Genomic DNA, 19,863 nt, shown 5'->3' on the forward strand with positions numbered 1-19,863 from the left:
TTCTTCGCACAGACTGTACGCAGACTCGCGCTGTACGCGCACAGCCGTGCATCCCTACGCTCCGAGGATGACGTTCCCGCCCTCCCCCGCGCCCGCCCCGCCGTCCGCCCCGTCCCCCGGTGGGGGCCGGGCCGCCGCGGACGACGCCGCGCGGTTCTGGGCCGACGCCGACCGTCACCTCGTGCGGTACGGCGGGCCGTTCACGCCGGAGATCGTCGAGAGCGCGGCGGGCAGCTTCGTCACGACGGCGGACGGGCGCCGGGTCCTCGACTTCACGTCCGGGCAGATGAGCGCGATCCTCGGGCACAGCCACCCGGCGATCGTCGAGACGGTGCGCCGCCAGGTCGGGACGCTCGACCACCTGTTCTCCGGGATGCTGTCGCGCCCGGTCGTCGACCTCGCGCGCCGGCTCGCGGACACGCTGCCCTACCCGCTCGAGAAGGTGCTCCTGCTGACCACCGGGGCCGAGTCGAACGAGGCCGCGATCCGGATGGCGAAGCTCGTCACGGGGCGGCACGAGGTCGTCTCGCTCGCCGGGTCGTGGCACGGCATGACGCACGCCGCGGCCGCCGCGACGTACAGCGCGGGCCGCCGCGGCTACGGCCCGACGGCGCCCGGCAACCTCGTCATCCCCGTGCCCAACGCGTACCGGCCCGACCACGTCGCGCCCGACGGCACGCACGACTGGCGCCGCCAGCTCGACCTCGCGTTCGACCTCGTCGACGTGCAGTCGACCGGCAGCCTCGCGGCATGCCTCGTCGAGCCGATCCTCAGCTCGGGCGGGATCGTCGAGCTCCCACCGGGCTACCTCGCGGCGCTGCGCGACAAGTGCCACGAGCGCGGGATGCTCCTGATCCTCGACGAGGCGCAGACGGCGCTGTGCCGCACGGGTTCCTGGTACGCGTTCGAAGGGCGCGACGGCGAGGAGCCCGTGGTGCCGGACATCCTCACCCTCTCCAAGACCCTCGGTGCCGGGCTCCCGCTCGCCGCGGTCGTCACGAGCGCCGAGATCGAGGCCCGCGCGCACGAGCGCGGCTTCCTCTTCTTCACGACGCACGTCTCGGACCCGCTCGTCGCGGCGGTCGGCACCACCGTGCTCGACGTGCTCCAGGCCGAGCGGATGGATGCCCGCGTCCGGGTGCTCGGCGACCGCCTGCGCGCCGGGCTGCTCGACCTCCAGGACCGCCACGCGACGATCGGCGACGTCCGCGGGCGCGGGCTGCTCCAGGGCATCGAGCTCGTGCTCGACCGCGAGACGAAGGAGGGCGCCGACGCCCTCGGCGCGCTCGTCACGCGGCGTGCGCTCGAGCTCGGGCTCCACATGAACGTCGTGCAGCTCCGCGGCATGGGTGGCGTGTTCCGCATCGCGCCCCCGCTCACCGTGAGCGAGGAGGAGCTCGACCTCGGCCTCAAGCTGCTCGACCGGGCGCTCGGCGACGCGGCGCGCGAGCTCTTGGGCTGACCGCCCGTCATCCGGGCGGATCGGCCACCCGGCGCGCGCCGACGGCGAGCACCCCGTCACGCACGACCGTCACCGGGCCCAGCGCGGGGACGTCGAGCGACGCGCGGACGCAGTCGCGGACCCGGTCGTCGGCGCCGTCGGGCGTCTGATGGACGAGCCAGATCGCTCCGCCCGGGACGAGCAGCGCGGCGAGGGCGCTCGCCTCGGCGTGGGCCACGCGCGTCCAGAAGACGTTGACGTCCACCGCGAACGCGACGTCGAACGGGCCGCCGGGGACGTCCGGACCGCCGGTCGCCGCGAGCTCCCCGCGCCGCACGACGAGGCGGCCGTCGTCGACAGCGACCCGGTTGCGCGCCGTCGTGCGGGCGACCGCCGTGGCGGACCGGTCGAGCGCGACGTACCGCACGCCGGGGTGGGTGGCGAGCACGAGCTCGGCGGCGGCCCCCGGGCCGGGTCCGATCTCGAGCACGGCCTCGTCGCCGCGGAGGTCGAGCAGCTCGACGGCGCGCCGCACGCGCTCCGGGACGGTCGCGGTCACGCGTCCAGTGTGGCTCCCGGAGCGAGCGTCCGCAGCGTGCGTTTACACCGTCTCAGCATGCGTCGTCCGCCTTCCGTGATGCGGACGGCCGACCTAGCCTGACGAGCGAACGCCCACCACGCGCCCGGAGGACACCATGCCCGCACCGCTCGACACCAGCGAGAAGATCACGCAGTACGCCCACCCCGACCGCCTCGTGAGCACCGACTGGCTCGCCGAGCACCTGGGCGAGCCGGGCGTCGTCGTCGTCGAGTCCGACGAGGACGTGCTGCTCTACGAGACCGGGCACATCCCCGGCGCGGTGAAGATCGACTGGCACACCGACCTCAACGACCCGGACACGCGCGACTACATCGACGGCAAGGGCTTCGCCCAGCTCCTCGGCAGCAAGGGCATCGCGCGCGACACGACGATCGTCGTCTACGGCGACAAGAACAACTGGTGGGCGGCCTACGCGGCGTGGGTCTTCACGCTGTTCGGCCACGAGGACGTGCGCCTGCTCGACGGCGGCCGCGGCAAGTGGATCGCCGAGGGCCGCGAGGTCACGACGGACGTCCCCGAGCCGGTCGCGGTCGAGTACCCGGTCGTCGAGCGCGACGACGTGACGATCCGCGCGTTCAAGGAGGACGTCCTCGCGCACATCGGCAACGGGCCGCTCGTCGACATCCGCTCCCCGCAGGAGTACACCGGCGAGCGCCTGCACATCCCCGACTACCCGGAGGAGGGCGTGCTGCGCGGCGGGCACATCCCGACGGCGCGCAACGTGCCGTGGGCGACGGCGGTCGCGGAGGACGGCACCTACAAGTCGCGCGAGCAGCTCGAGGCGATCTACCAGGAGGGCGGCCTCGGCCTCGCGACGGACGACGAGGTCGTCACGTACTGCCGCATCGGCGAGCGGTCGAGCCACACGTGGTTCGCACTCACGTACCTGCTCGGCTTCGACAAGGTCCGCAACTACGACGGCTCGTGGACCGAGTGGGGCAACGCCGTGCGCGTGCCGATCGTCAAGGGCGAGGAGCCCGGCGAGGCCCCGGCGTCGCTCAACTGACCCGCGTCCCGCGCGAGCGTGCCCGACGGCGCGCGGCCCGTCCTTCACGACGGGCCGCGCGCCGTCGGCGTGCCGCGGGCATACGACGCGTCCGCGGAGCGTTCCGCACGGTGGGACTGCCGTCCCGCCGCCCCGGCCCCGATGCGAGGATCGCCCCCATGAGCTCCCCCTCCGACGCTTCGCCCGACCTGCCCGCGACGCTCGCGGAGATCCGCGAGGACTTCCTCGCGATGCCGGAGCGCGAGCGCCTCCAGCTGCTGCTCGAGTTCGCGAACGAGCTGCCCGACCTCCCCGAGCGCTACGCGAGCGCGCCCGGCCTGCTGGAGCGGATCGAGGAGTGCCAGTCGCCGGTGCGGGCCTTCGCGGAGGTCGACGACGCGGGCGTCGTGCACTTCTACGCGACCGCCCCGGCCGAGGCCCCGACGACGCGCGGCTTCGCGTCGATCCTCGCGCAGGGTCTCTCGGGCCTGACGGTGCAGGAGGTGCTCGACGTGCCCGACGACTTCCCGATGTCGATCGGCCTGACGCGCGCGGTGAGCCCGCTGCGCATCGGCGGGATGAACGGCATGCTCACGCGCGCCAAGCGCCAGGTCCGCGAGCAGGTCGCGGCCCGCGGCTGACGGGAGACCCGCCCAAACCCGCCGAGCATGCGGTCGTCGCCCGCCCGGCCGCCACGACGGGACGCCTCCGCATGGTCGGCGTCAGTCGGTTCGGGCGCGTCAGTCTCGGAGGGCCAGGCGTCGCGCCAGGACGGCGCAGATGACGAGCTGGAGCTGGTGGAAGACGATCACCGGCACGGCGACGACGCCGGCGACCGCGACGGGGAACAGGACGCTCGCCATGGGCAGGCCCGTCGCGAGCGACTTCTTCGACCCGCACATGAGCAGGGCGACCCGGTCCTCGGTCGAGAGCCCCAGCGCCGCGCCGCCCCACCACGTGGCCGCGAGCATCACGGCGAGGACGATCGCGCTCACGACGAGCAGCGCGACGATCGACCACCCGGACACGCTCGACCACACGCCCGCCGACGACGCCGCCGCGACCGCGCCGAACACCACGACGAGGATCGTGCCGCGGTCGACGCCGAGCGTCAGCCAGCGCCGCGCCCGGACCCAGTCCCCCGCCCACGGCTGGAGGAGCTGCCCGACGACGAACGGCAGCAGCAGCTGGAGCAGCACGGTGCGCAGGCCGCCGAGCCCGCCCGTGGGCCCGTCGGCTCCCCCGCCGGTCCCCGTCATGAGCCACAGCACGAGCAGCGGGGTGATCACCATGCCCGCGACGTTCGACACCGTCGCGCCGCAGATCGCCCCGGCGACGTTGCCGCGCGCGACGGACGTGAACGCCACGGACGACTGCACGGTCGACGGGAGCAGCGACAGGTAGAGCATGCCGGCCGCGAGCGGCGCCCCGACGAGCGGCTCGATCGCCCACGCGGTAACGAGCCCCAGCACCGGGAAGACGACGTACGTCGCGGCGAGGATCCCGCCCTGCAGGCGCCAGTTGCGCAGCCCGGCCCAGACCTCCCGCGTGGACAGGCGCATGCCGTAGACGAGGAAGAGGACGGTGACCGCGACGTCCGCGGCGGCGTCGACCACGCGCTGCGCGCCCGGTCCCACGGGCACGACGAGCCCGAGCACGAGCACCACGAGCAGCGTCACGACGAAGGGGTCGACCCACCTGCTCAGGACTGCGCGCACGGGGACCGAGCCTAGCCCGGCGCACGACCCGGGGCGGCACCCGCCCGGCAGGCGCCCGTCGTCCAGCCCGGAGCGCCCGACGGGGCCGCCCCGCCCGGTCAGAACAGCGTGTAGCCGCCGTCGACCGTGACGACGGCGCCCGTCATGAAGCTCGACGCCGCGCTCGCGAGGAAGACGACGGGCGGCCCGATCTCCTCCGGCTCCGCCCAGCGCTGCATCGCGGCGGGCGCGACGCAGTCGTCGTGGTACTCCGGCCGGTCCACCGGCGACGCCTCGGTGCGCACGTACCCGGGCGCCACCGCGTTCACGCGGATGCCGTGCGGCGCCCACTCGGCGGCGAGGCCCTTGGTGAGCTGGTGCACCGCCGCCTTGGACGCGAGGTACGCGGGCTGCCAGCGGGGCCGGTTGACGATCGACGCGGACATCGAGCCGACGTTGACGATCGTCCCCGGCCGGCCCTGCGCGACGAGCTCCCGGGCGACGGCGCGCGAGCAGTACCAGACGCCGTCGAGGTTGGTGGCGAGCGTGCGGTGCCACACGTCGTCGCCGATCTCGAGGGCCGCGCCGCCGATCGACACGCCCGCGTTGTTGACGAGCAGGTCGACCGTGCCGAGGTCGGCGGCGGCGCGCGCGACGACGTCGTCCACCTGCTCGCGGTCGGTGACGTCGAGCACGTAGCCGCGGGCGTCGGTGCCCGCGTCCCGGAGCGCGGCGGCGGCCTCGTCGGCCGCCGCCGCGGTGGTCGCCGTGACCGCGACGCGGGCCCCCGCCTCGCCGAGCGCACGGGCGACGGCGCGCCCGATGCCGCGGCTGCCGCCGGTGAGCAGGGCCGTGCGGCCGACGAGCGAGAACGAGTCGAGGACGGTCACGCGGGACAGTCGACCACGGGGCGCGTCAGAAGTCGAAGAGGTCCTCGAGCCACGACTCCTTCTTCTTGCGCTTGCGGTAGCGGGGGTCGTAGCCGTCGCGGCCGTCGTACCGGCGGTCCCGGTCGTCGCGGTACCGGTCGTCGCGCGAGCGCTCGTCGTACCGGTCGTCGCGGTACCGGTCCTCGCGGTAGCGGTCGCGGTCGTCCTCGCGGCGGTCGCCGTACCGCTCCCCGGAGCGCGGGGCGGGGCTGCCGTAGTCCACGGCGGCGGCCGGCGGGTACGACGTCGGGGCGGGCGCGGCAGGTGCGGGCGGCACGGCGGCGGCCGGCCCCGCGGCCTCGGCGGCGATCTCGCTCTCCACCGAGCGGTCGATGATCTTGTCCAGCTCGCCGCGGTCGAGCCACACGCCGCGGCACGTGGGGCAGTAGTCGATCTCCACGCCCTTGCGCTCGGTCATGACGAGCACGGTCTGGTCGGTGGGGCACAGCATGTCTGCCTCCTCGCGAGATGGGCCGGGCGCGGTCGGCGCCCGCACCGGTACTGCGCAGTCCAACGCGGCTCCGGCGTGAGCGGTTCCCGGCCGGGCAGGCTGCCGGTGCGGCTCAGCCCGTGCGGCGCTCGCTCGCGAGGCGGTCGCGCAGCTCGTCGGCGAGGAGCACCTCGTCGTCGAGGGCGGCGAGCGCGTCGGCCACGCGCGGGAGGAAGTCGGCCCCGGCGCGGAACCACTCCACGCCCTCGAGGAACCGTGCGGCGGCCGCGTCGTCGTGCAGGGCCAGCGCGAGGTCGGCACGGAGCACCAGGGCGCGGAACCGGACGCGCTCGGCGACGGTGCGGGTCCGCACGCCCTCGGCGGCGAAGGCCCGGTCCAGGACCTGGGCGGCACCGGCCGGGTCTCCCGCCGCGCGGAGGATGCGCGCGTGCTCCAGGGCTCGACCCAGGTCCGGCGGTTCCTCGGCGCCGCGGCGGGGCAGCCCGGGCACGAAGGCCCCACCAGCCACGCCGTACCTCCCGCCTCCCGCTGACAGCGCGCCCACACTAACCCTGGACGTGCGGCCCGGCACGGCGGGAGACGGGAGGTCGACGGGTCAGCGCTGCACGCGCGCGCTGCCGCCCGACGCGAGCTTGCGGACCTCGGCGAGGGACGCCGTCGACGTGTCGCCGGGGGTCGTCATCGCGAGCGCCCCGTGCGCCGCGCCGTACTCGACGGCCTCCTGGATCGAGCCGAGCTCCATGAGCCCGTACGCGAGGCCCGAGGCGAACGAGTCGCCGCCACCCACGCGGTCGAGGATCTCCAGGCCGGGGCGGTGCGTCGCCTCGGCGAAGCCCTGCACGCGCGACCACGCGATCGCGCCCCAGTCGTTGACCGTCGCGGTCCGCACCCCGCGCAGCGTCGTCGCGACGACCTGGAAGTTCGGGTACTCCTCGGCCGCGCGCGTGATCATCGCGCGGAACGCGGACGTGTCGAGGTCGGTGAGGTTCTCGTCGACGCCCTCGACCTCGAACCCGAGCGACGCGGTGAAGTCCTCCTCGTTGCCGATCATCACGTCGACGTACCGCGCGAGGCGGCGGTTCACCTCCTGCGCGCGCTCGACGCCGCCGATGCCCTTCCACAGCGAGGGGCGGTAGTTGAGGTCGTAGGAGACGACCGTGCCGTGACGGCGGGCGGCGGCCATCGCCGCCTCCGCGACGTCGGCGGACGACTCCGACAGCGCGGCGAAGATCCCCCCGGTGTGGAACCACCGGACGCCGCTGCCGAACACGGCGTCCCAGTCGACGTCGTCGGGCCGGAGCTGGGCGATCGCGGTGTTGCCGCGGTCGGAGACGCCGACCGCGCCGCGCACCCCGAAGCCGCGCTCCGTGAAGTTGAGCCCGTTGCGCACCGTGCGGCCGATGCCGTCGTCCTCGCGCCACCGGACCCAGCGCGTGTCGAGGCCGCCCGTGAGCATGAGGTCCTCGACGAGGCGCCCGACCTCGTTGTCCGCGAGCGCGGTGACGACCGCGCCGCGCAGGCCGAACGCACGGCGCAGGCCGCGCGCGACGTTGTACTCGCCGCCGCCCTCCCACACGTCGAAGCGGCGGGCCGTCTTGATGCGGCGCTCCCCCGGGTCGAGGCGCAGCATGACCTCGCCGAGCGCGACGACGTCGTAGGCGCAGTCGGCCGCGGGGCGGACGGCGAGCGGGGCGCGGGCGGTGGTCGTGTCGGTCATGGGTCAGGCTCCTTCGGCGGGGTGGGGGGCGGTCGCGGCGAGCGCGACGGCCTCGCGCGTGCGGCGCGCGATCTCGGCGGTGTCGCCCGCGCGCACGAGCGCGGCGTCGACCATCCAGGAGCCGCCGGCGGCGAGCACGGCGGGCAGGGCGAGGTAGTCGAGCAGGTTGGCGGCGCTCACGCCGCCGGTCGGCACGAACCGCAGGCCGGGGAACGGCGCGGAGAACGCCTTGACCGCGGCCGGCCCGCCGACGATGTTCGCGGGGAACAGCTTGACGACGTCGAGGCCGAGGTCGAGCGCGGCGATGACGTCCGACGGCGTCGCGACGCCGGGGACGACGGGCACGCCGAGCTCCTGGGCGCGACGCACGACCGCGGCGGAGAGGCCGGGCGAGACGAGGAACCGCGCCCCGGCGTCGACGGCCTCGTCGACCTGGGCGGCCGTGACGACGGTGCCCGCCCCGACCAGCACGTCGGGCACCTCGCGCGCGATCGCCTCGATCGCCGCGCGCGCCCCGGCGGTCCGGAACGTGACCTCGGCGACGGGCAGGCCGCCGTCGCGCAGCGCGCTCGCGACGAGGACGCCCTGCGCCGCGTCGTCGACCACGACGACCGGCACGACGCGGGCGCGGGCGATCCTCTCCAGGGGTCCCAGGGGTGACATCCAGGCTCCGTTTCGCTATGGTGAACACCTGTTGTTCACTACGGAACGTACTCTAGGCGAAGGAGTCACCATGGCGGAAGCCGGCCGTGCGCCGTCGGGCACCCCGGGGTCGGCCGAGAGCCCGCTCGGCAGCGTCGACAAGGCCCTCGTCGCGCTCGAGGCGCTCGCCGCGGCCGGCCCCGAGGGCGTCGCGCTCGGGGACCTCGCGCGCTCGCTCGGGCTGCACAAGGCGTCGCTGCACCGCACGCTCGCGGCCCTGCGGTTCCGCGGGTACGCCGAGCAGGACGCGACGACCGGCGACTACCGCCTCGGCCCCGCGGCGACGGCGCTCGCGACGGTCTACCTCGGCGAGGAGAACCTCCCCGCGCTCCTGCACCCGGTGCTCGTCGCCGTGTGCCGCGCGACCGACGAGCTCGTGCACCTCGGTACCCTCGCCGGGACCGAGATCGTCTACCTCGACAAGGTCGAGCCGGCGCGCGCCGTCCGCGTCTGGTCGGCCGTCGGGCGCCGCCGCCCCGCGGCGACCACCGCGCTCGGGCGCGCGCTGCTCTCCCAGCAGACCCTCGACGACGGCGCGCTCGCCTGGTACGCCGCCGCCGCGCCCGAGGACCACCCCGTCACGCCCGCCGCGCTGAGGGCGACGTGCGAGGCCACGCGCGCGACGGGGTTCGCCACGGAGACGGAGGAGAACGAGCCGGGCATCAGCTGCGTCGCCGTCCCGGTCCTGCGCGCCGGGCAGCCGGTCGCCGCCGTGAGCGTCACGGCGCCCGCCGAGCGGCTCGGCCCCCGACGACGGCGGGAGATCGAGGCGGTCCTGCGGGAGGTCGTGCCGCCCCTGCTGCCCCCGACCCTGGCGGTGCCCGACGCCGCGCTCCGCGGCTCCGGCGACGGGGCGACCCGCCGACCGGCGACGGACGCCGCGCTGTGAGAGAGTTCAACCGCAGCACGAAGGAATGACGGAAGGGCCTGCGCGATGACCGTCCTCGTGGCGTACAACGACTCCCCGCAGGGCGAGACCGCATTCCGGGCGGCCGTCGCCGAGGCGGTCCACCGCTCGACCGCGCTCGCGGTCCTCGTGCTCACGCCGCAGGACGCCGACGCGGGCGTCCCCGCGAGCCTCGCGCACCTGCTCGACACGCTCCCGGCCCAGGTCGCGCGCCCCGAGGTGTCGTACCGCCCCGAGCACCGCGACCCGGCCGAGGCGATCATCGACGAGGCCGAGCGCACGACCCCCGACCTCGTCGTCGTGGGGGCGCGCAAGCGCTCACCCGTCGGCAAGTTCCTGCTCGGCAGCACCACGCAGCGCGTCCTGCTGGACTCGCCCGTCCCCGTGCTCGTCGTCAAGGCGTCCCACTGACGGACGCCGTCGCGCGGCCGCCCGGTCGCCCGGACGGCCGCGCCGCCCGGCTCAGCCCTGCGCGACGGCGACGCGCAGCCCGTCGACGAGCGGCGTCGTCGGGCGGCCCAGGAGCCGGCGCAGGTCCTCGGTGACCTCGGCGAGGAGGCCGTCGCGGATGTTGCCGTCCAGCGCGACGACGAACCCCGCCGTCCCCTCGTCCAGGCCGGCGCCCAGCAGGAGCGCGCGGTGCTCGTCGGGCGACACGCGCCGGTAGACGACGGGGCGCCCGAGCACCTCGGCGGCCGCGGCAGCCAGGTCGTCGTACGTCCACGCGACGTCGCCGCTCAGCTCGTACACGGCGCCCGCGTGCGCGGACGCGTCCTCGTGCGCGGCGAGCGCGACGACGGCCGCCGCCTCGGCGAAGTCCGCGCGGCTCGCGCTCGCGACGCGGCCGTCGCCCACGCTCGCGACGATCTCGCCGGACTCGCGCGCGCCGAGCACGTCGCCGACGTAGTTCTCGGTGTACCAGTTGTTGCGCAGCACCGTCGTGGCGAGGCCCGAGGCGGCGAGGAGCTCCTCGGTCGCCTTGTGCTCGGGTGCGAGCACGAGCGCGGACGTCGTCGCGTGCGGGGCGCTCGTGTAGATCACGCGCGCGACCCCGGCGGCCCGTGCGGCGTCGACGACGTTGCGGTGCTGCTCGACGCGCTGCCCCACCTCGGAGCCGGAGACGAGCACGAGGACGTCCACCCCGGCGAGCGCCGGGGCGAGCGTCTCGGGCCGTGCGTAGTCGGTCTCGCGGACCTCGACGCCGCGGTCGGCGAGGTCCGCGACCTTGGCGGTCGTGCGCGCGAGCGCGACGACCTGGGACGCGTCGGCCCCGCGGGCGAGGAGGGACTCGACGACGAGGCGGCCGAGGTGGCCGCTGGCTCCGGTGACGGCGATGGACATGCGCGGGCTCCTTCGAGTGCGGGGAGCGCGGCCGGTCGGCCGCACGACCACCAGGATGCGCTTACTTTTCGTAAGTGCCAACAAGTAGAGAGTGCGTTCTATCTCACAGTGCTGTCCGAGCGGGCGCGCCGTATCCTGGGGCGATGACGACCGACGCCCGCCCCGCGGAGGACACCGGACCCACCGACGCGATGGTGGCCGACGTCTTCCAGCGCGGCTGCACCTCGCGCCACGTGCTCGAGGCCGTGACCGGGCGCTGGGGCGTGCTCACGGTCGCGGGCCTGCGCGACGGCGCGGTGCGCTTCAACGCGCTCCGCCGCCGCATCGACGGGGTCAGCGAGAAGATGCTCGCGCAGACCCTCCAGTCGCTCGAGCGCGACGGCATCGTCGTGCGCGAGGTGCGGGCGAGCATCCCGCCCCACGTCGAGTACTCCCTCACCGACCTCGGGCGCCGCGTCGCGGACAGCCTCTCGGGGCTCATCGACGTCCTCGAGGGCGCGGTCGACGAGGTGTCGGCGTCCCAGCGCGCGTACGACGCGCGCCGGGACTGACCGCTCACGTCTGCGAGCGCACGTACCACCAGACGAGCGCGGCGACCACGAGCAGGCCAGCCACGACGGCGAGCACGATCTTGCCGACGCTGTAGGGGCGTCGTCCGACCACCTGTCCCGTGTTCGCGTTGACCATGACCTGCCACTGCCTGCCCGCGTACACGTACGTCGCGACCCACAGCGGCAGGAGCACGAGCTTGAACATCACGTCGGCGTAGGCGGTGCGGACCGACCCCACGCGCTGCTCGTCGCCGCCGATGTCGCGCTCGACGTCCCTCCGGATCACCGGGGCCATCTTCTGCTGCGCCCGCTCGAGCCCGACGGGCGGCTCGACCTCGTAGCGCGCCGCGGCGAACCCGGCGAGGTACTCGGCGCGGAACGGCACGGCCTGCGCGAGCGGCCACGGCCCGAGCCGGGCGAGGTCGCGCTCGGCGACCTGGGACGACGCGGGCACGAGCACGTCGTCGAAGTCGCGCGCGACGTGCCCCGCGACGTGCGTCCAGCTCACGCGCCGCTCCTGGCGCTCCTGGTCCCCCTGCTTCACGGTGACGTAGTACGCGTCGCCCCGCTGCCCCGTGTACGCGGACGACGTGCGCGCGTCGAACGTCCAGTGCGGCACGTACGAGCCGTGCAGCGACTCGGTGTCCCCCACCTTCTTCAGCTCGCCCGGCGCGAACCAGCGCGAGCGGACCCACCGCCGGAACGCCTCGCGCGCCTGCGCCTGCTCGACGCCGAACGGCACGACCGCCTCCGGCTGCACGAGCCCGTCCGCCTCGCCCGCCACGACGAGGTGGCCCCCGCAGAAGCGGCACGCGACGGACAGGTCCGTGCCCTGCGTCGTCGCGCCGCAGCCGTCGCACACGAGGGTGCGCGCGTCGAGGATCCCGGCGCGCACGCCGCCCTGGGCCGCGGCCCACGCGTCGAAGGAGTGCTCGTCGACGGCGTCGCCCGCGGCGTGCACGATGTCGACCGTGCCGCCGCACGCGACGCAGCGCAGGTGCTGCGTGCCCGGCGCGTACGCGAGCTGCGACCCGCACGCGTCGCAGCGCGTGCGGACCAGCTCGCCCGGGATGTCGCTCACCGTCAGCCCGCCGCCGGGTCGCTGGAGGTGCCGGTCGGGGTGCCCGTCGGCGGCAGCGGTGGCGGGGTCGCGGCGAACAGCGACGCGAGCGCGGGTACCTGCCCGGCGGGCGTCCACGCGTCCATGCCCTGCTGCCAGACGAGCGAACCGCGCGTCAGGGCCCCGGACCGGACGTGGCCCGCGAGGTCCGCCGCCGTGCCGGGACCCGCCTGCGCGCCGTCCGCGGCCCAGTACCAGGGCGACTCCGCGGCGGGCAGCGGCGGCGGACCGGCGGGCGCCGCCGGAGCCTGCGGGGCCGACGGCGTCCCGAGCGACTGCGCGAGCTGCTGCCCCATCGCGGCCCCGAAGCCCATCCCCGCACCGAGGCCCAGGCCGTCGCCCGCCCCGCCGGGGTTCCCCGCCGCGGTCTCGATCGCGTTCGCCGCCTGGAACCTCGTGTACTGGTCGAGGTTCCCGACGACGGCCATCTGGGTCCGCTTGTCGAGCGCCGCCTCGACCTCGGGCGGGAAGGAGACGTTCTCGAGGACGAAGCGCCGGACGGCGATGCCGTACTCCGAGAGGTCCTCCGAGAGCTGGCCCGCGAGGCGCGTGGCGATCTGGCCCTGGTTCGCGGCGAGGTCGACCGCCGCGACGCCGGTCTCCGCGAGCGCCGGCCCGAGCTGGCCGACCACGAGGCGGCGGAAGTAGTCGCCGATCTCGTCGGTGCGGAACTGCGGGTCGGTGCCCACGAGCTGGCGCAGCAGCGCCGCCGGGTCCACGACCTGCAGCGCGTACGTGCCGAACGCGCGCAGCCGCACCGCGCCGAGCTCCGGGTCGCGCAGGATCACCGGGTTCTGCGTGCCCCACGTGAGGTCGGTGAGCTGGCGCGTCGTGACGAAGTAGACCTCCGCCTTGAACGGTGAGCTGAACCCGTGCTTCCAGCCCTGCAGCGTCGACAGGATCGGCAGGTTCTGGGTCTCGAGCGTGTACGTGCCCGGCCCGAACACGTCGGCGAGCCGGCCCTCGCTGACGAAGACGGCGCTCTGCCCCTCGCGCACGACGAGCTTCGCCTGGTTCTTGATCTCGTTGCCCTGGCGCGGGAAGCGCCAGACGATCGTGTCCCGGCTCTCGTCGAGGAACTCGACGATGTCGATCAGCTGGCCGCGCAGCTTCTCCATGAAGCTCATCCGGACTCCTTCGCTCGTCGTGCGGGACGGTCGCCAGCGAGCAGGTCCGCGACCCGCCGCGTCGCCCCGGCGCGCCGAGCATAGCGGCATCCCCGTCTGCCGATGAAATGGCCAAGGACGGGTAAAACCCACTGGTGGCCACGACGCGCGCGCGGCGCGGCGACCTACCCTGGCCGGGTGCCCACCTCGCCACCGTCGGGCCCGCCGACGGCTGCCGCGCCCGCCGTCGCGGTCCTGCTCGCCGCCGGCGCGGGGACGCGCCTCGGCCGCGGCCCCAAGGCGCTGCTCCCCCACCGCGGCGGGACGCTCGTCGAGCACGCGACGAGGGTCCTGCTCACGGGCGGGTGCGACGCCGTCGTCGTGGTGCTCGGCGCCGAGGCCGCGCGCGTGCGGGCCGAGTCGTCGCTCGACGGGCCCGGGGTGCGCGTCGTCGACAACCCCGACTGGGCCACCGGGATGGCGTCGTCCCTGCGCGTCGGCGTCGCCGCCGCTCTCGGTCTCGGCCCCGCCCGGGTCGTCGTCGCGCACGTGGACCAGCCCGGCGTCGGGCCCGACGACGTCGCGCACCTCCTCGCCGCGCACCGCCCCGGTCGCGTGACCGCATCGCGGTGGCTCGCCGGGGGCGCCGCGGAGGACGCGGCGGAGGACGCTGTGGGGACGGGCCGCCCTCGGTGGGCGCACCCGCTCGTCCTCGACGCCGCGCTCGCGCGGCCCGCGGCCGCGAGCGCCCGCGGCGACCACGGAGCACGCGGCTTCCTGCGTGCCCACGCCGACCTGGTCGACGTCGTCGACCACGCGGGCGACGGCCGCGACCTCGACACCGCGGCCGACCTCGACCTCCTGGACGACCCCACGCCCCGCTGAGTGCGGGAAGCAGTCGCGCCGACCGGCGTCGGACGGGACTGCTTCCCGCGCTCAGCGGGCGGAGGTGGCGGCCTTGATGCCCAGGTAGACCCGGTCGCGCGCGAGCGGGAGCTCGGTGAACCGCACGCCCGTCGCGGCGCGGATCGCGTTGGCGAGCGCGGGCGCGACGGGGTTGAACGGGCTCTCGCTCATCGACTTCGCGCCCATCGGGCCCACGGTGTCCGACGTCCGCGCGAAGTAGACCTCGCTGCGCGGGGTGTCCGCGAACGTGGGCAGGTGGTACTGGCGGAAGATGTCGGTCGTCACGCGGCCCGTCTCGTCGACCACCACGTTCTCGTAGAGCGCCGCGCCGAGGGCCTGCGCGATGCCGCCCTCGACCTGGCCGCGGCACTGGCGCGGGTTGACGACCTCCCCGGCGTCGGCGGCCTGGACGGACTGGAGGATGCGGATCTCCCCCGTCCCGCGGTGCACCGCGACGCGGAAGCCGTGGACGTTGAACGCGACCGAGCGCGGGGTGCCGCCCCAGCGGCCCTCGGCGACGAGCGCGATCCCGGCGTCGTCGGCGGCGCGCGCGACGTCGGCCAGCGGCAGCACCGTCCCGGCGCAGTCGACGCCGCCGGGCACGAGCCGGCAGTCGCCGGGCGCCGCGCCCGCGACCCCGGCCGCGACCTTGAGCACCGCCTCGGCCAGGTCCTGCGCGGCGGCGAGCGACGCCTTGCCCGCGACGACCGTGCCGGTGGAGCCGAACGCGCCGGTGTCGTGCTCGACGAGGTCGGTGTCGGACTGCCGCACGACGACGTCGGCGGCGTCCTGCCCCAGCGCGCTCGCGACGAGCTGGGCGTGGACGGTCGTCGTGCCGTTGCCGAACTCGGCGGTCCCGACCTCGGCCTCGACGACCCCGTCCGGCCGCAGCCGCACGCGCGCGTGGGAGTAGTGTCCGCGGGGCGGGACGGTGTCGATCATGGACAGCGCCGTCCCCTCCCCGACGCCCCACTCCGGGCCGAGGTCCGGGAGGGCGTCCGGCCCCGACCCGGCGCCCGCGCCGTACGCGGCGACGTCGCGCGCCCGGCCGCGCGCGAGCGCGTCGGCGGCCAGGTCGAGGCACTGGTCGAGCCCGTAGCTGCCGTAGAGCACGTCCTCCTCGGGCGTCGGGTGCGTGGAGAGCATGGGGTCGCCGTCGCGCACGACGTTGCGGCGCCGCAGCTCGACCGGGTCCATCCCGAGCTGCCGCGCGAGCTCGTCGACCGCGGACTCGATCGCGAAGATCATCTGCGACAGCCCGTACCCGCGGAACGCGCCCGCGGGCATGGTGTTCGTGTAGACGCAGTGGGCGTCGACCTTCTTGTTGTCGCACCGGTAGACGGCGAGGGACTCGCCGCACCCGTGGAACATGACGCCCGGGCCGTGGTTCCCGTACGCCCCGGTGTTGCTGAGGACGTCGAGGTGCAGCGCCGTGAGAGTGCCGTCGCGGCGCGCGCCCGCGCGCACGCGGATGCGGAACGGGTGGCGCGTCGTCGTGCCGACGAACTGCTCGCGGCGCGTGAGCTCGAGCTGCACGGGCCGGCCGAGCCGCAGCGTCGCGAGCGCGACGACGTCCTCCGTGAGCACCTCCTGCTTGCCGCCGAACCCGCCGCCGACGCGCTCGCAGTGCACGCGCACGCGCTCCGGGTCGAGGTCAAGGACGCGCGCCAGGTGGCGGCGCGCGAGGAACGGGACCTGCGTGGACGACCGCACGACGAGCCGCCCGTCGTCGTCGAGCGACGCGACGGCGCAGTGCGTCTCGAGCGCGGCGTGCTGCACGCGGTGGGTGCGGTACGTGGCCTCGTGCACGACGTCGGCCTCCGCGAGCCCGCGCTCGACGTCGCCGAGCTCGCTGTGCACCTCGGCGACGACGTTCGCCTCCGGCCGCGAGACGCGCGCGGCGGCGGCGTCGAGCTCGGGGTGCACGAGCGGCGCCCCCGCGGCCATGGCCTCCTCCGGGTCGACGACGGCGGGCAGCGGCGCGTACTCGACGCGGACCCGACGCACCCCCTCCTCGGCGGCGGCGACGGTCTCGGCGACGACGGCCGCGACCCGCTGGCCGACGTGCCGCACGACGTCGTCGAGGATCCGCGTGTCGTCGGGGTCGTCGGTGAACAGCTCGTGCTGCGCGGTCGAGAACCGCGTCGCGGGCGCGTCCTCGTGCGTGAGGACGGCGTGCACGCCGGGCACCGCGAGCGCGTCCGTCGTGTCGATCGCGAGCACGCGCGCGTGCGCGTGCGGGGACCGCACGAGCTTGAGGTGGAGCAGGCCCGGGTAGTCCGCCGGGTCCACGTCGAGCGTGTACCGCACCGTCCCGGTGACGATCCCCCGGCCCGCCGGCGCGGGCACGTCGCGCCCGAACGCCCGGCCCGCCTCGCCAGAGCCCTGCTCCGCCGAGGTAGAGCCCCGGTCCGGCGAGGTAGCGCCGTGGTCCGCCGAGGTAGAGCCCCGGTCCGGCGAGGTAGAGGCCCGGTCGCCGCCCGACGGCGCACGCTCGCCCGTGCCCGGCGCGGTCCCGGTCGTGTCGCCGCGCCCCAGGACCGCGTCCTCGATCGCGCGGTACCCCGTGCAGCGGCACAGGTTGCCCTTGAGGTTGCGCGGCAGGTTCTCGCGCTGCGCGTCGTCGAACGTCGCGGCGGTCATGATCATCCCGGCGGTGCAGAACCCGCACTGGAAGCCCTGCGCGTCGAGGAACTGCTGCTGCACCGGGTGCAGCGCGTCCTGCGGGCCGTGGGGGTCGTGGTCGCACGCGCCCGCCGCCTCGTCCCCGGCACCGCCCGGGCACGACGTCGCCGCGAGCCCCTCGATCGTCGTCACCTCGTGGCCCGCCGCGCGCCGCGCGGGGTAGACGCACGAGTGCACCGGGACGCCGTCGACGTGCACGGTGCACGCGCCGCAGTCGCCGCCGTCGCACCCCTTCTTCACGCCGAGCGCGCCCTGCTCGCGCAGGTACGTGCGCAGGCACTGGCCCGCGCGGGGCTCGGTGCGGGCGGTGCGGCCGTCGATCGTCACCGGCGGGGCCGGGTGCGGGGCGGGCGTCGTCGTCATCGGAGGCCTCCGTCCGAGGTCGTGCCGTCGACGAGCTCCGCGCGGATCTGCTCGCCGAGGCGGTAGGTCATGTCCCGGCGCCACTCGGGCAGCCCGTGGATGTCGTCGTGGTAGAGGTCGGCGGGGATCGCGGCGTCGAGCGTGGCGACGAGGTCGGCGGCGGTGGGCAGCGCGTCCGCCGCGAAACGGAGCTGCACGGGCCGGCGCGTCGAGGCGGTGACCGTGAGGACGAAGGCGCCCCCGGCGTCGGGCGGGTCGACCCGACCCACGAGCAGCACGCCGGAGCGCCCGAGGTTCGACAGCGACAGGCGGCGGAACGCCGTGCGCGACCGCAGCGCGTGGTCCGGCAGACGGATCGCGCGCAGGAGCTCCCCGGGCGCGAGCGTGTTGCGCAGCTCGCCCGTGACGAGGTCGACGACGGGCTGCTCCCGCCGGGTACCGCCCGGCCCCCAGACCTCCGCGACGCCGTCGAGCGCCGCGGTGAGCGAGATCATCGGCCCGGCCGGCAGGGACGTGCAGACGTTGCCCCCGACGGTCGACGTGTTCCAGATCTTGAACGACGCGACGAAGCTGTCGCAGCACGGGCGCACGAGGTCCAGCGCGCGCCACCGGTCGCGCACGGGCGCGGCCTGCGCGCTCTCCTCGAACGCCCACAGCTCGGCGACGGTGCACGTCGCGGCGATCTCGAGGCCCTCGTCGGTGACGGTCAGCGCGGGCCACCCCGCGCTCGTCAGGTCGAGCAGGCGCCGGAGCGTCTCGCTGCCGTAGGAGAACAGGACGGTCCCGCCCGCGAGCCACGCGTCGCCCTCGCGCCAGTCGGCGGGGTCGGCGGTCGGGACGAGGTCGGTGACGGTGCCCAGGTCCATCAGGGGGCCTCCTCGGGGTGGGGGCGGTGCGTCGGTGCACCGTCCGGTCGTGCGGCGGGCTCCGCGTGGAGCGGGCCCGAGCTGCTGCTGAGCGGGACGACGGCGGAGCGCCCGTGCCGGGCGGCGACGAGCTCCGCGGTGATGGAGACGGCGACCTCCTCGGGCGTGACGGCGCCGAGGTCGAGCCCGATGGGCGACCGCAGGCGCGCGAGCGCGGCCTCGCCCACGCCCTCGGCGCGCAGCGCGGCGACGCGCTGGGCGTGCGAGCGGCGCGAGCCCATCGCGCCGACGTACGCGAGCGGCAGGTCCAGCGCGAGCCGCAGGAGCGGCACGTCGAACTTCGCGTCGTGCGTGAGGACGGCGACGGCGGTCCGTGCGTCGAGCCGGCCCGCGGCGGCCTCGCCGGCGAGGTAGCGGTCGGGCCACTCGACGACGACCTCCGCCTCGGGGAAGCGGCGCGGGTCGGCGAACACCTCGCGCGCGTCGACGAGCGTCACGCGGTAGCCGAGGAGCCGGACGTGCCGCACGAGCGCGCCCGCGAAGTCGTTGGCCCCGCACACGAGGAACCGCGGCGCGGGCAGCCGCGTCTCGACGAGCAGCGTGACGGGCTCGGCCGCGTCGCACGCGTCGCCGGCGGCTCCCCCTGCCGGAGCCGGTGCGGCGGCGCGCCCCGCCGACGGCGACGCGCCCGGGCCGCCGTGCGCCGCGTGCACGGTCGCCGTGCCGCCCGCGCGCAGCACCGCCACGACCTGCGCCGCGGCGGCGGTCAGGCTGTCGGGCCCGACGAGGCCGCGCAGCGCCCGGGCGACCGCCGCCTCGTCGGTGGCGCCCGGGTCGTCCACGACGACGGCCGTGCGCGCGCCGCCGTCGATGCGGCGGACGAGCGCCACGGGCGGGGCGGGCTCGGCTCGCGCAGCGAGCGCGTGCAGGGCGCGCGTCGCGTCGTCGTCCGGGAGCACGGGCTGGACGTGGACGTCGAGCGTCCCGCCGCAGCTCAGCCCGACGGCGAACGCGTCGTCGTCGCTGTACCCGAACGTCTCGCGGTGGCTCGTGCCGGACGCGATCGCGTCGAGCGCCGCGGCGTGGACGGCGCCCTCGACGCACCCGCCGGACAGGCTGCCGAGCACGGCGCCGTCGGCGCGGACCGCCATCGCGGTGCCGACCGGGCGCGGCACGGACCCCGACGCGGCGACCACCGTCGCCACGGCGAAGGGCGGCTGCCCCGGACCGAGCCAGGGGGCGAGCCGGTCGACGATGTGGAGCATCGTGGCCTCGCTTCCGCAGGGTGCCGGCGTACCGGCGTCCTTCCAGTGAACCCTTGCGGTGAGTCCCCTGCGTGTCCTGGCCCGCGTCCCCTGTGACGCGGCCGAAACACAGGGCTTGAATCCGCTGTGGACCCCCTCCGACTCATGGGAGAGAGTTCCGTCTGATGGAACTACAGTTCCACTCAACGGACTCCACGCTAGCACGCGATGAGGCGCAGGTCACCGGCCCG

General features: G+C 75.6%; 20 protein-coding genes. 7 read left to right on the forward strand and 13 right to left on the reverse strand.

Annotated features, from left to right (window positions below; translation table 11 throughout):
- Window positions 1-67: 67 nt before the first annotated feature.
- Entirely contained in the window at window positions 68-1,462 is a 1,395-nt protein-coding gene (locus tag B8281_RS16675) for an aspartate aminotransferase family protein (RefSeq protein WP_085388301.1), read from the forward strand.
- 7 nt (window positions 1,463-1,469) lie between these two features.
- Here the strand turns inward: B8281_RS16675 and B8281_RS16680 are convergent, their stop codons facing one another.
- Window positions 1,470-2,000 (reverse strand): cyclopropane-fatty-acyl-phospholipid synthase family protein, encoded by a 531-nt coding sequence (locus tag B8281_RS16680; protein ID WP_085388302.1) that lies wholly within the window; start codon window positions 1,998-2,000, stop codon window positions 1,470-1,472.
- A 136-nt stretch (window positions 2,001-2,136) separates the two neighbouring features.
- Here B8281_RS16680 and B8281_RS16685 point away from each other — a divergent pair, with 136 nt between their 5' ends.
- Both B8281_RS16685 and B8281_RS16690 read left to right on the forward strand, forming a co-directional pair.
- Window positions 2,137-3,048, forward strand: coding sequence for a sulfurtransferase (locus B8281_RS16685; protein WP_021483735.1), 912 nt, complete (start codon window positions 2,137-2,139; stop codon window positions 3,046-3,048).
- 158 nt (window positions 3,049-3,206) lie between these two features.
- Window positions 3,207-3,668, forward strand: a complete 462-nt coding sequence (locus tag B8281_RS16690; protein ID WP_021482841.1) for a SufE family protein — start codon at window positions 3,207-3,209, stop codon at window positions 3,666-3,668.
- 99 nt (window positions 3,669-3,767) lie between these two features.
- Here the strand turns inward: B8281_RS16690 and B8281_RS16695 are convergent, their stop codons facing one another.
- The 6 genes from B8281_RS16695 to eda form a co-directional block, all read right to left on the reverse strand.
- The gene (locus tag B8281_RS16695) at window positions 3,768-4,745 is read right to left on the reverse strand and encodes a bile acid:sodium symporter family protein (protein ID WP_085388303.1); all 978 of its coding nucleotides are present in this window, start codon (window positions 4,743-4,745) and stop codon (window positions 3,768-3,770) included.
- Between the two features lie 98 nt (window positions 4,746-4,843).
- Window positions 4,844-5,614, reverse strand: a complete 771-nt coding sequence (locus tag B8281_RS16700; protein WP_085388304.1) for an SDR family NAD(P)-dependent oxidoreductase — start codon at window positions 5,612-5,614, stop codon at window positions 4,844-4,846.
- 25 nt (window positions 5,615-5,639) lie between these two features.
- Window positions 5,640-6,104: a zf-TFIIB domain-containing protein gene (locus B8281_RS16705; protein ID WP_085388305.1), complete on the reverse strand. Its 465-nt coding sequence runs from the start codon at window positions 6,102-6,104 to the stop codon at window positions 5,640-5,642.
- A 112-nt stretch (window positions 6,105-6,216) separates the two neighbouring features.
- Window positions 6,217-6,612 (reverse strand): hypothetical protein, encoded by a 396-nt coding sequence (locus B8281_RS16710; RefSeq protein ID WP_157446663.1) that lies wholly within the window; start codon window positions 6,610-6,612, stop codon window positions 6,217-6,219.
- A gap of 87 nt (window positions 6,613-6,699) precedes the next feature.
- Window positions 6,700-7,821 carry a sugar kinase gene (locus B8281_RS16715; protein ID WP_085388307.1) on the reverse strand — a complete coding sequence of 374 codons (1,122 nt, stop codon included), beginning with the start codon at window positions 7,819-7,821 and terminating at the stop codon, window positions 6,700-6,702.
- A gap of 3 nt (window positions 7,822-7,824) precedes the next feature.
- On the reverse strand, window positions 7,825-8,484 hold the full coding sequence (gene eda / locus B8281_RS16720; protein WP_085388308.1) for a bifunctional 4-hydroxy-2-oxoglutarate aldolase/2-dehydro-3-deoxy-phosphogluconate aldolase: 660 nt from the start codon (window positions 8,482-8,484) through the stop codon (window positions 7,825-7,827).
- 70 nt (window positions 8,485-8,554) lie between these two features.
- Here eda and B8281_RS16725 point away from each other — a divergent pair, with 70 nt between their 5' ends.
- Both B8281_RS16725 and B8281_RS16730 read left to right on the forward strand, forming a co-directional pair.
- Window positions 8,555-9,412 carry an IclR family transcriptional regulator gene (locus B8281_RS16725; protein ID WP_085388309.1) on the forward strand — a complete coding sequence of 286 codons (858 nt, stop codon included), beginning with the start codon at window positions 8,555-8,557 and terminating at the stop codon, window positions 9,410-9,412.
- Window positions 9,413-9,457: 45 nt separating this feature from the next.
- Window positions 9,458-9,841, forward strand: coding sequence for a universal stress protein (locus tag B8281_RS16730; RefSeq protein ID WP_034653722.1), 384 nt, complete (start codon window positions 9,458-9,460; stop codon window positions 9,839-9,841).
- A 51-nt stretch (window positions 9,842-9,892) separates the two neighbouring features.
- Here B8281_RS16730 and B8281_RS16735 read toward each other — a convergent pair whose 3' ends face one another.
- Entirely contained in the window at window positions 9,893-10,771 is an 879-nt protein-coding gene (locus B8281_RS16735) for an SDR family oxidoreductase (RefSeq protein ID WP_085388310.1), read from the reverse strand.
- A 143-nt stretch (window positions 10,772-10,914) separates the two neighbouring features.
- Between B8281_RS16735 and B8281_RS16740 the strand changes: the two genes are divergently transcribed.
- On the forward strand, window positions 10,915-11,322 hold the full coding sequence (locus B8281_RS16740) for a helix-turn-helix domain-containing protein (protein WP_031316645.1): 408 nt from the start codon (window positions 10,915-10,917) through the stop codon (window positions 11,320-11,322).
- A 4-nt stretch (window positions 11,323-11,326) separates the two neighbouring features.
- Here B8281_RS16740 and B8281_RS16745 read toward each other — a convergent pair whose 3' ends face one another.
- Window positions 11,327-12,403, reverse strand: coding sequence for a hypothetical protein (locus B8281_RS16745; protein WP_085388827.1), 1,077 nt, complete (start codon window positions 12,401-12,403; stop codon window positions 11,327-11,329).
- A gap of 2 nt (window positions 12,404-12,405) precedes the next feature.
- A complete protein-coding gene (locus tag B8281_RS16750; RefSeq protein ID WP_085388311.1) occupies window positions 12,406-13,569 on the reverse strand; it encodes an SPFH domain-containing protein in 1,164 nt (387 codons plus the stop codon).
- Window positions 13,570-13,746: 177 nt separating this feature from the next.
- Here B8281_RS16750 and B8281_RS16755 point away from each other — a divergent pair, with 177 nt between their 5' ends.
- Window positions 13,747-14,433 carry an NTP transferase domain-containing protein gene (locus B8281_RS16755; protein ID WP_232322603.1) on the forward strand — a complete coding sequence of 229 codons (687 nt, stop codon included), beginning with the start codon at window positions 13,747-13,749 and terminating at the stop codon, window positions 14,431-14,433.
- Between the two features lie 51 nt (window positions 14,434-14,484).
- On the opposite strand, the gene B8281_RS16760 is transcribed toward B8281_RS16755, so the two are convergent.
- Genes B8281_RS16760 through B8281_RS16770 form a run of 3 tightly spaced genes read right to left on the reverse strand, consistent with a single transcriptional unit; the run spans window position 14,485 to window position 19,633 of the window.
- Window positions 14,485-17,502, reverse strand: a complete 3,018-nt coding sequence (locus B8281_RS16760; protein WP_085388313.1) for a molybdopterin-dependent oxidoreductase — start codon at window positions 17,500-17,502, stop codon at window positions 14,485-14,487.
- Window positions 17,499-18,368 carry a xanthine dehydrogenase family protein subunit M gene (locus B8281_RS16765; RefSeq protein ID WP_043659903.1) on the reverse strand — a complete coding sequence of 290 codons (870 nt, stop codon included), beginning with the start codon at window positions 18,366-18,368 and terminating at the stop codon, window positions 17,499-17,501. The genes B8281_RS16760 and B8281_RS16765 overlap by 4 nt, the downstream gene beginning before the upstream one ends.
- Entirely contained in the window at window positions 18,368-19,633 is a 1,266-nt protein-coding gene (locus B8281_RS16770; RefSeq protein ID WP_085388314.1) for an XdhC family protein, read from the reverse strand. The genes B8281_RS16765 and B8281_RS16770 overlap by 1 nt, the downstream gene beginning before the upstream one ends.
- Between the last annotated feature and the right edge of the window lie 230 nt (window positions 19,634-19,863).

This window comes from Cellulosimicrobium sp. TH-20, from assembly GCF_002105775.1.
GTDB classification, from domain to species: domain Bacteria; phylum Actinomycetota; class Actinomycetes; order Actinomycetales; family Cellulomonadaceae; genus Cellulosimicrobium; species Cellulosimicrobium funkei.

Bases quoted from the DNA above. Each gene is read 5' to 3' on its own strand.
- B8281_RS16675 (WP_085388301.1), top strand. From the start codon at position 68: ATGACGTTCCCGCCCTCCCCCGCGCCCGCCCCGCCGTCCGCCCCGTCC.
- B8281_RS16685 (WP_021483735.1), top strand. From the start codon at position 2,137: ATGCCCGCACCGCTCGACACCAGCGAGAAGATCACGCAGTACGCCCAC.
- B8281_RS16690 (WP_021482841.1), top strand. From the start codon at position 3,207: ATGAGCTCCCCCTCCGACGCTTCGCCCGACCTGCCCGCGACGCTCGCG.
- B8281_RS16705 (WP_085388305.1), bottom strand. From the start codon at position 6,104: ATGCTGTGCCCCACCGACCAGACCGTGCTCGTCATGACCGAGCGCAAG.
- B8281_RS16715 (WP_085388307.1), bottom strand. From the start codon at position 7,821: ATGACCGACACGACCACCGCCCGCGCCCCGCTCGCCGTCCGCCCCGCG.
- eda (WP_085388308.1), bottom strand. From the start codon at position 8,484: ATGTCACCCCTGGGACCCCTGGAGAGGATCGCCCGCGCCCGCGTCGTG.
- B8281_RS16725 (WP_085388309.1), top strand. From the start codon at position 8,555: ATGGCGGAAGCCGGCCGTGCGCCGTCGGGCACCCCGGGGTCGGCCGAG.
- B8281_RS16730 (WP_034653722.1), top strand. From the start codon at position 9,458: ATGACCGTCCTCGTGGCGTACAACGACTCCCCGCAGGGCGAGACCGCA.
- B8281_RS16735 (WP_085388310.1), bottom strand. From the start codon at position 10,771: ATGTCCATCGCCGTCACCGGAGCCAGCGGCCACCTCGGCCGCCTCGTC.
- B8281_RS16740 (WP_031316645.1), top strand. From the start codon at position 10,915: ATGACGACCGACGCCCGCCCCGCGGAGGACACCGGACCCACCGACGCG.
- B8281_RS16750 (WP_085388311.1), bottom strand. From the start codon at position 13,569: ATGAGCTTCATGGAGAAGCTGCGCGGCCAGCTGATCGACATCGTCGAG.
- B8281_RS16760 (WP_085388313.1), bottom strand. From the start codon at position 17,502: ATGACGACGACGCCCGCCCCGCACCCGGCCCCGCCGGTGACGATCGAC.
- B8281_RS16765 (WP_043659903.1), bottom strand. From the start codon at position 18,368: ATGGACCTGGGCACCGTCACCGACCTCGTCCCGACCGCCGACCCCGCC.
- B8281_RS16770 (WP_085388314.1), bottom strand. From the start codon at position 19,633: ATGCTCCACATCGTCGACCGGCTCGCCCCCTGGCTCGGTCCGGGGCAG.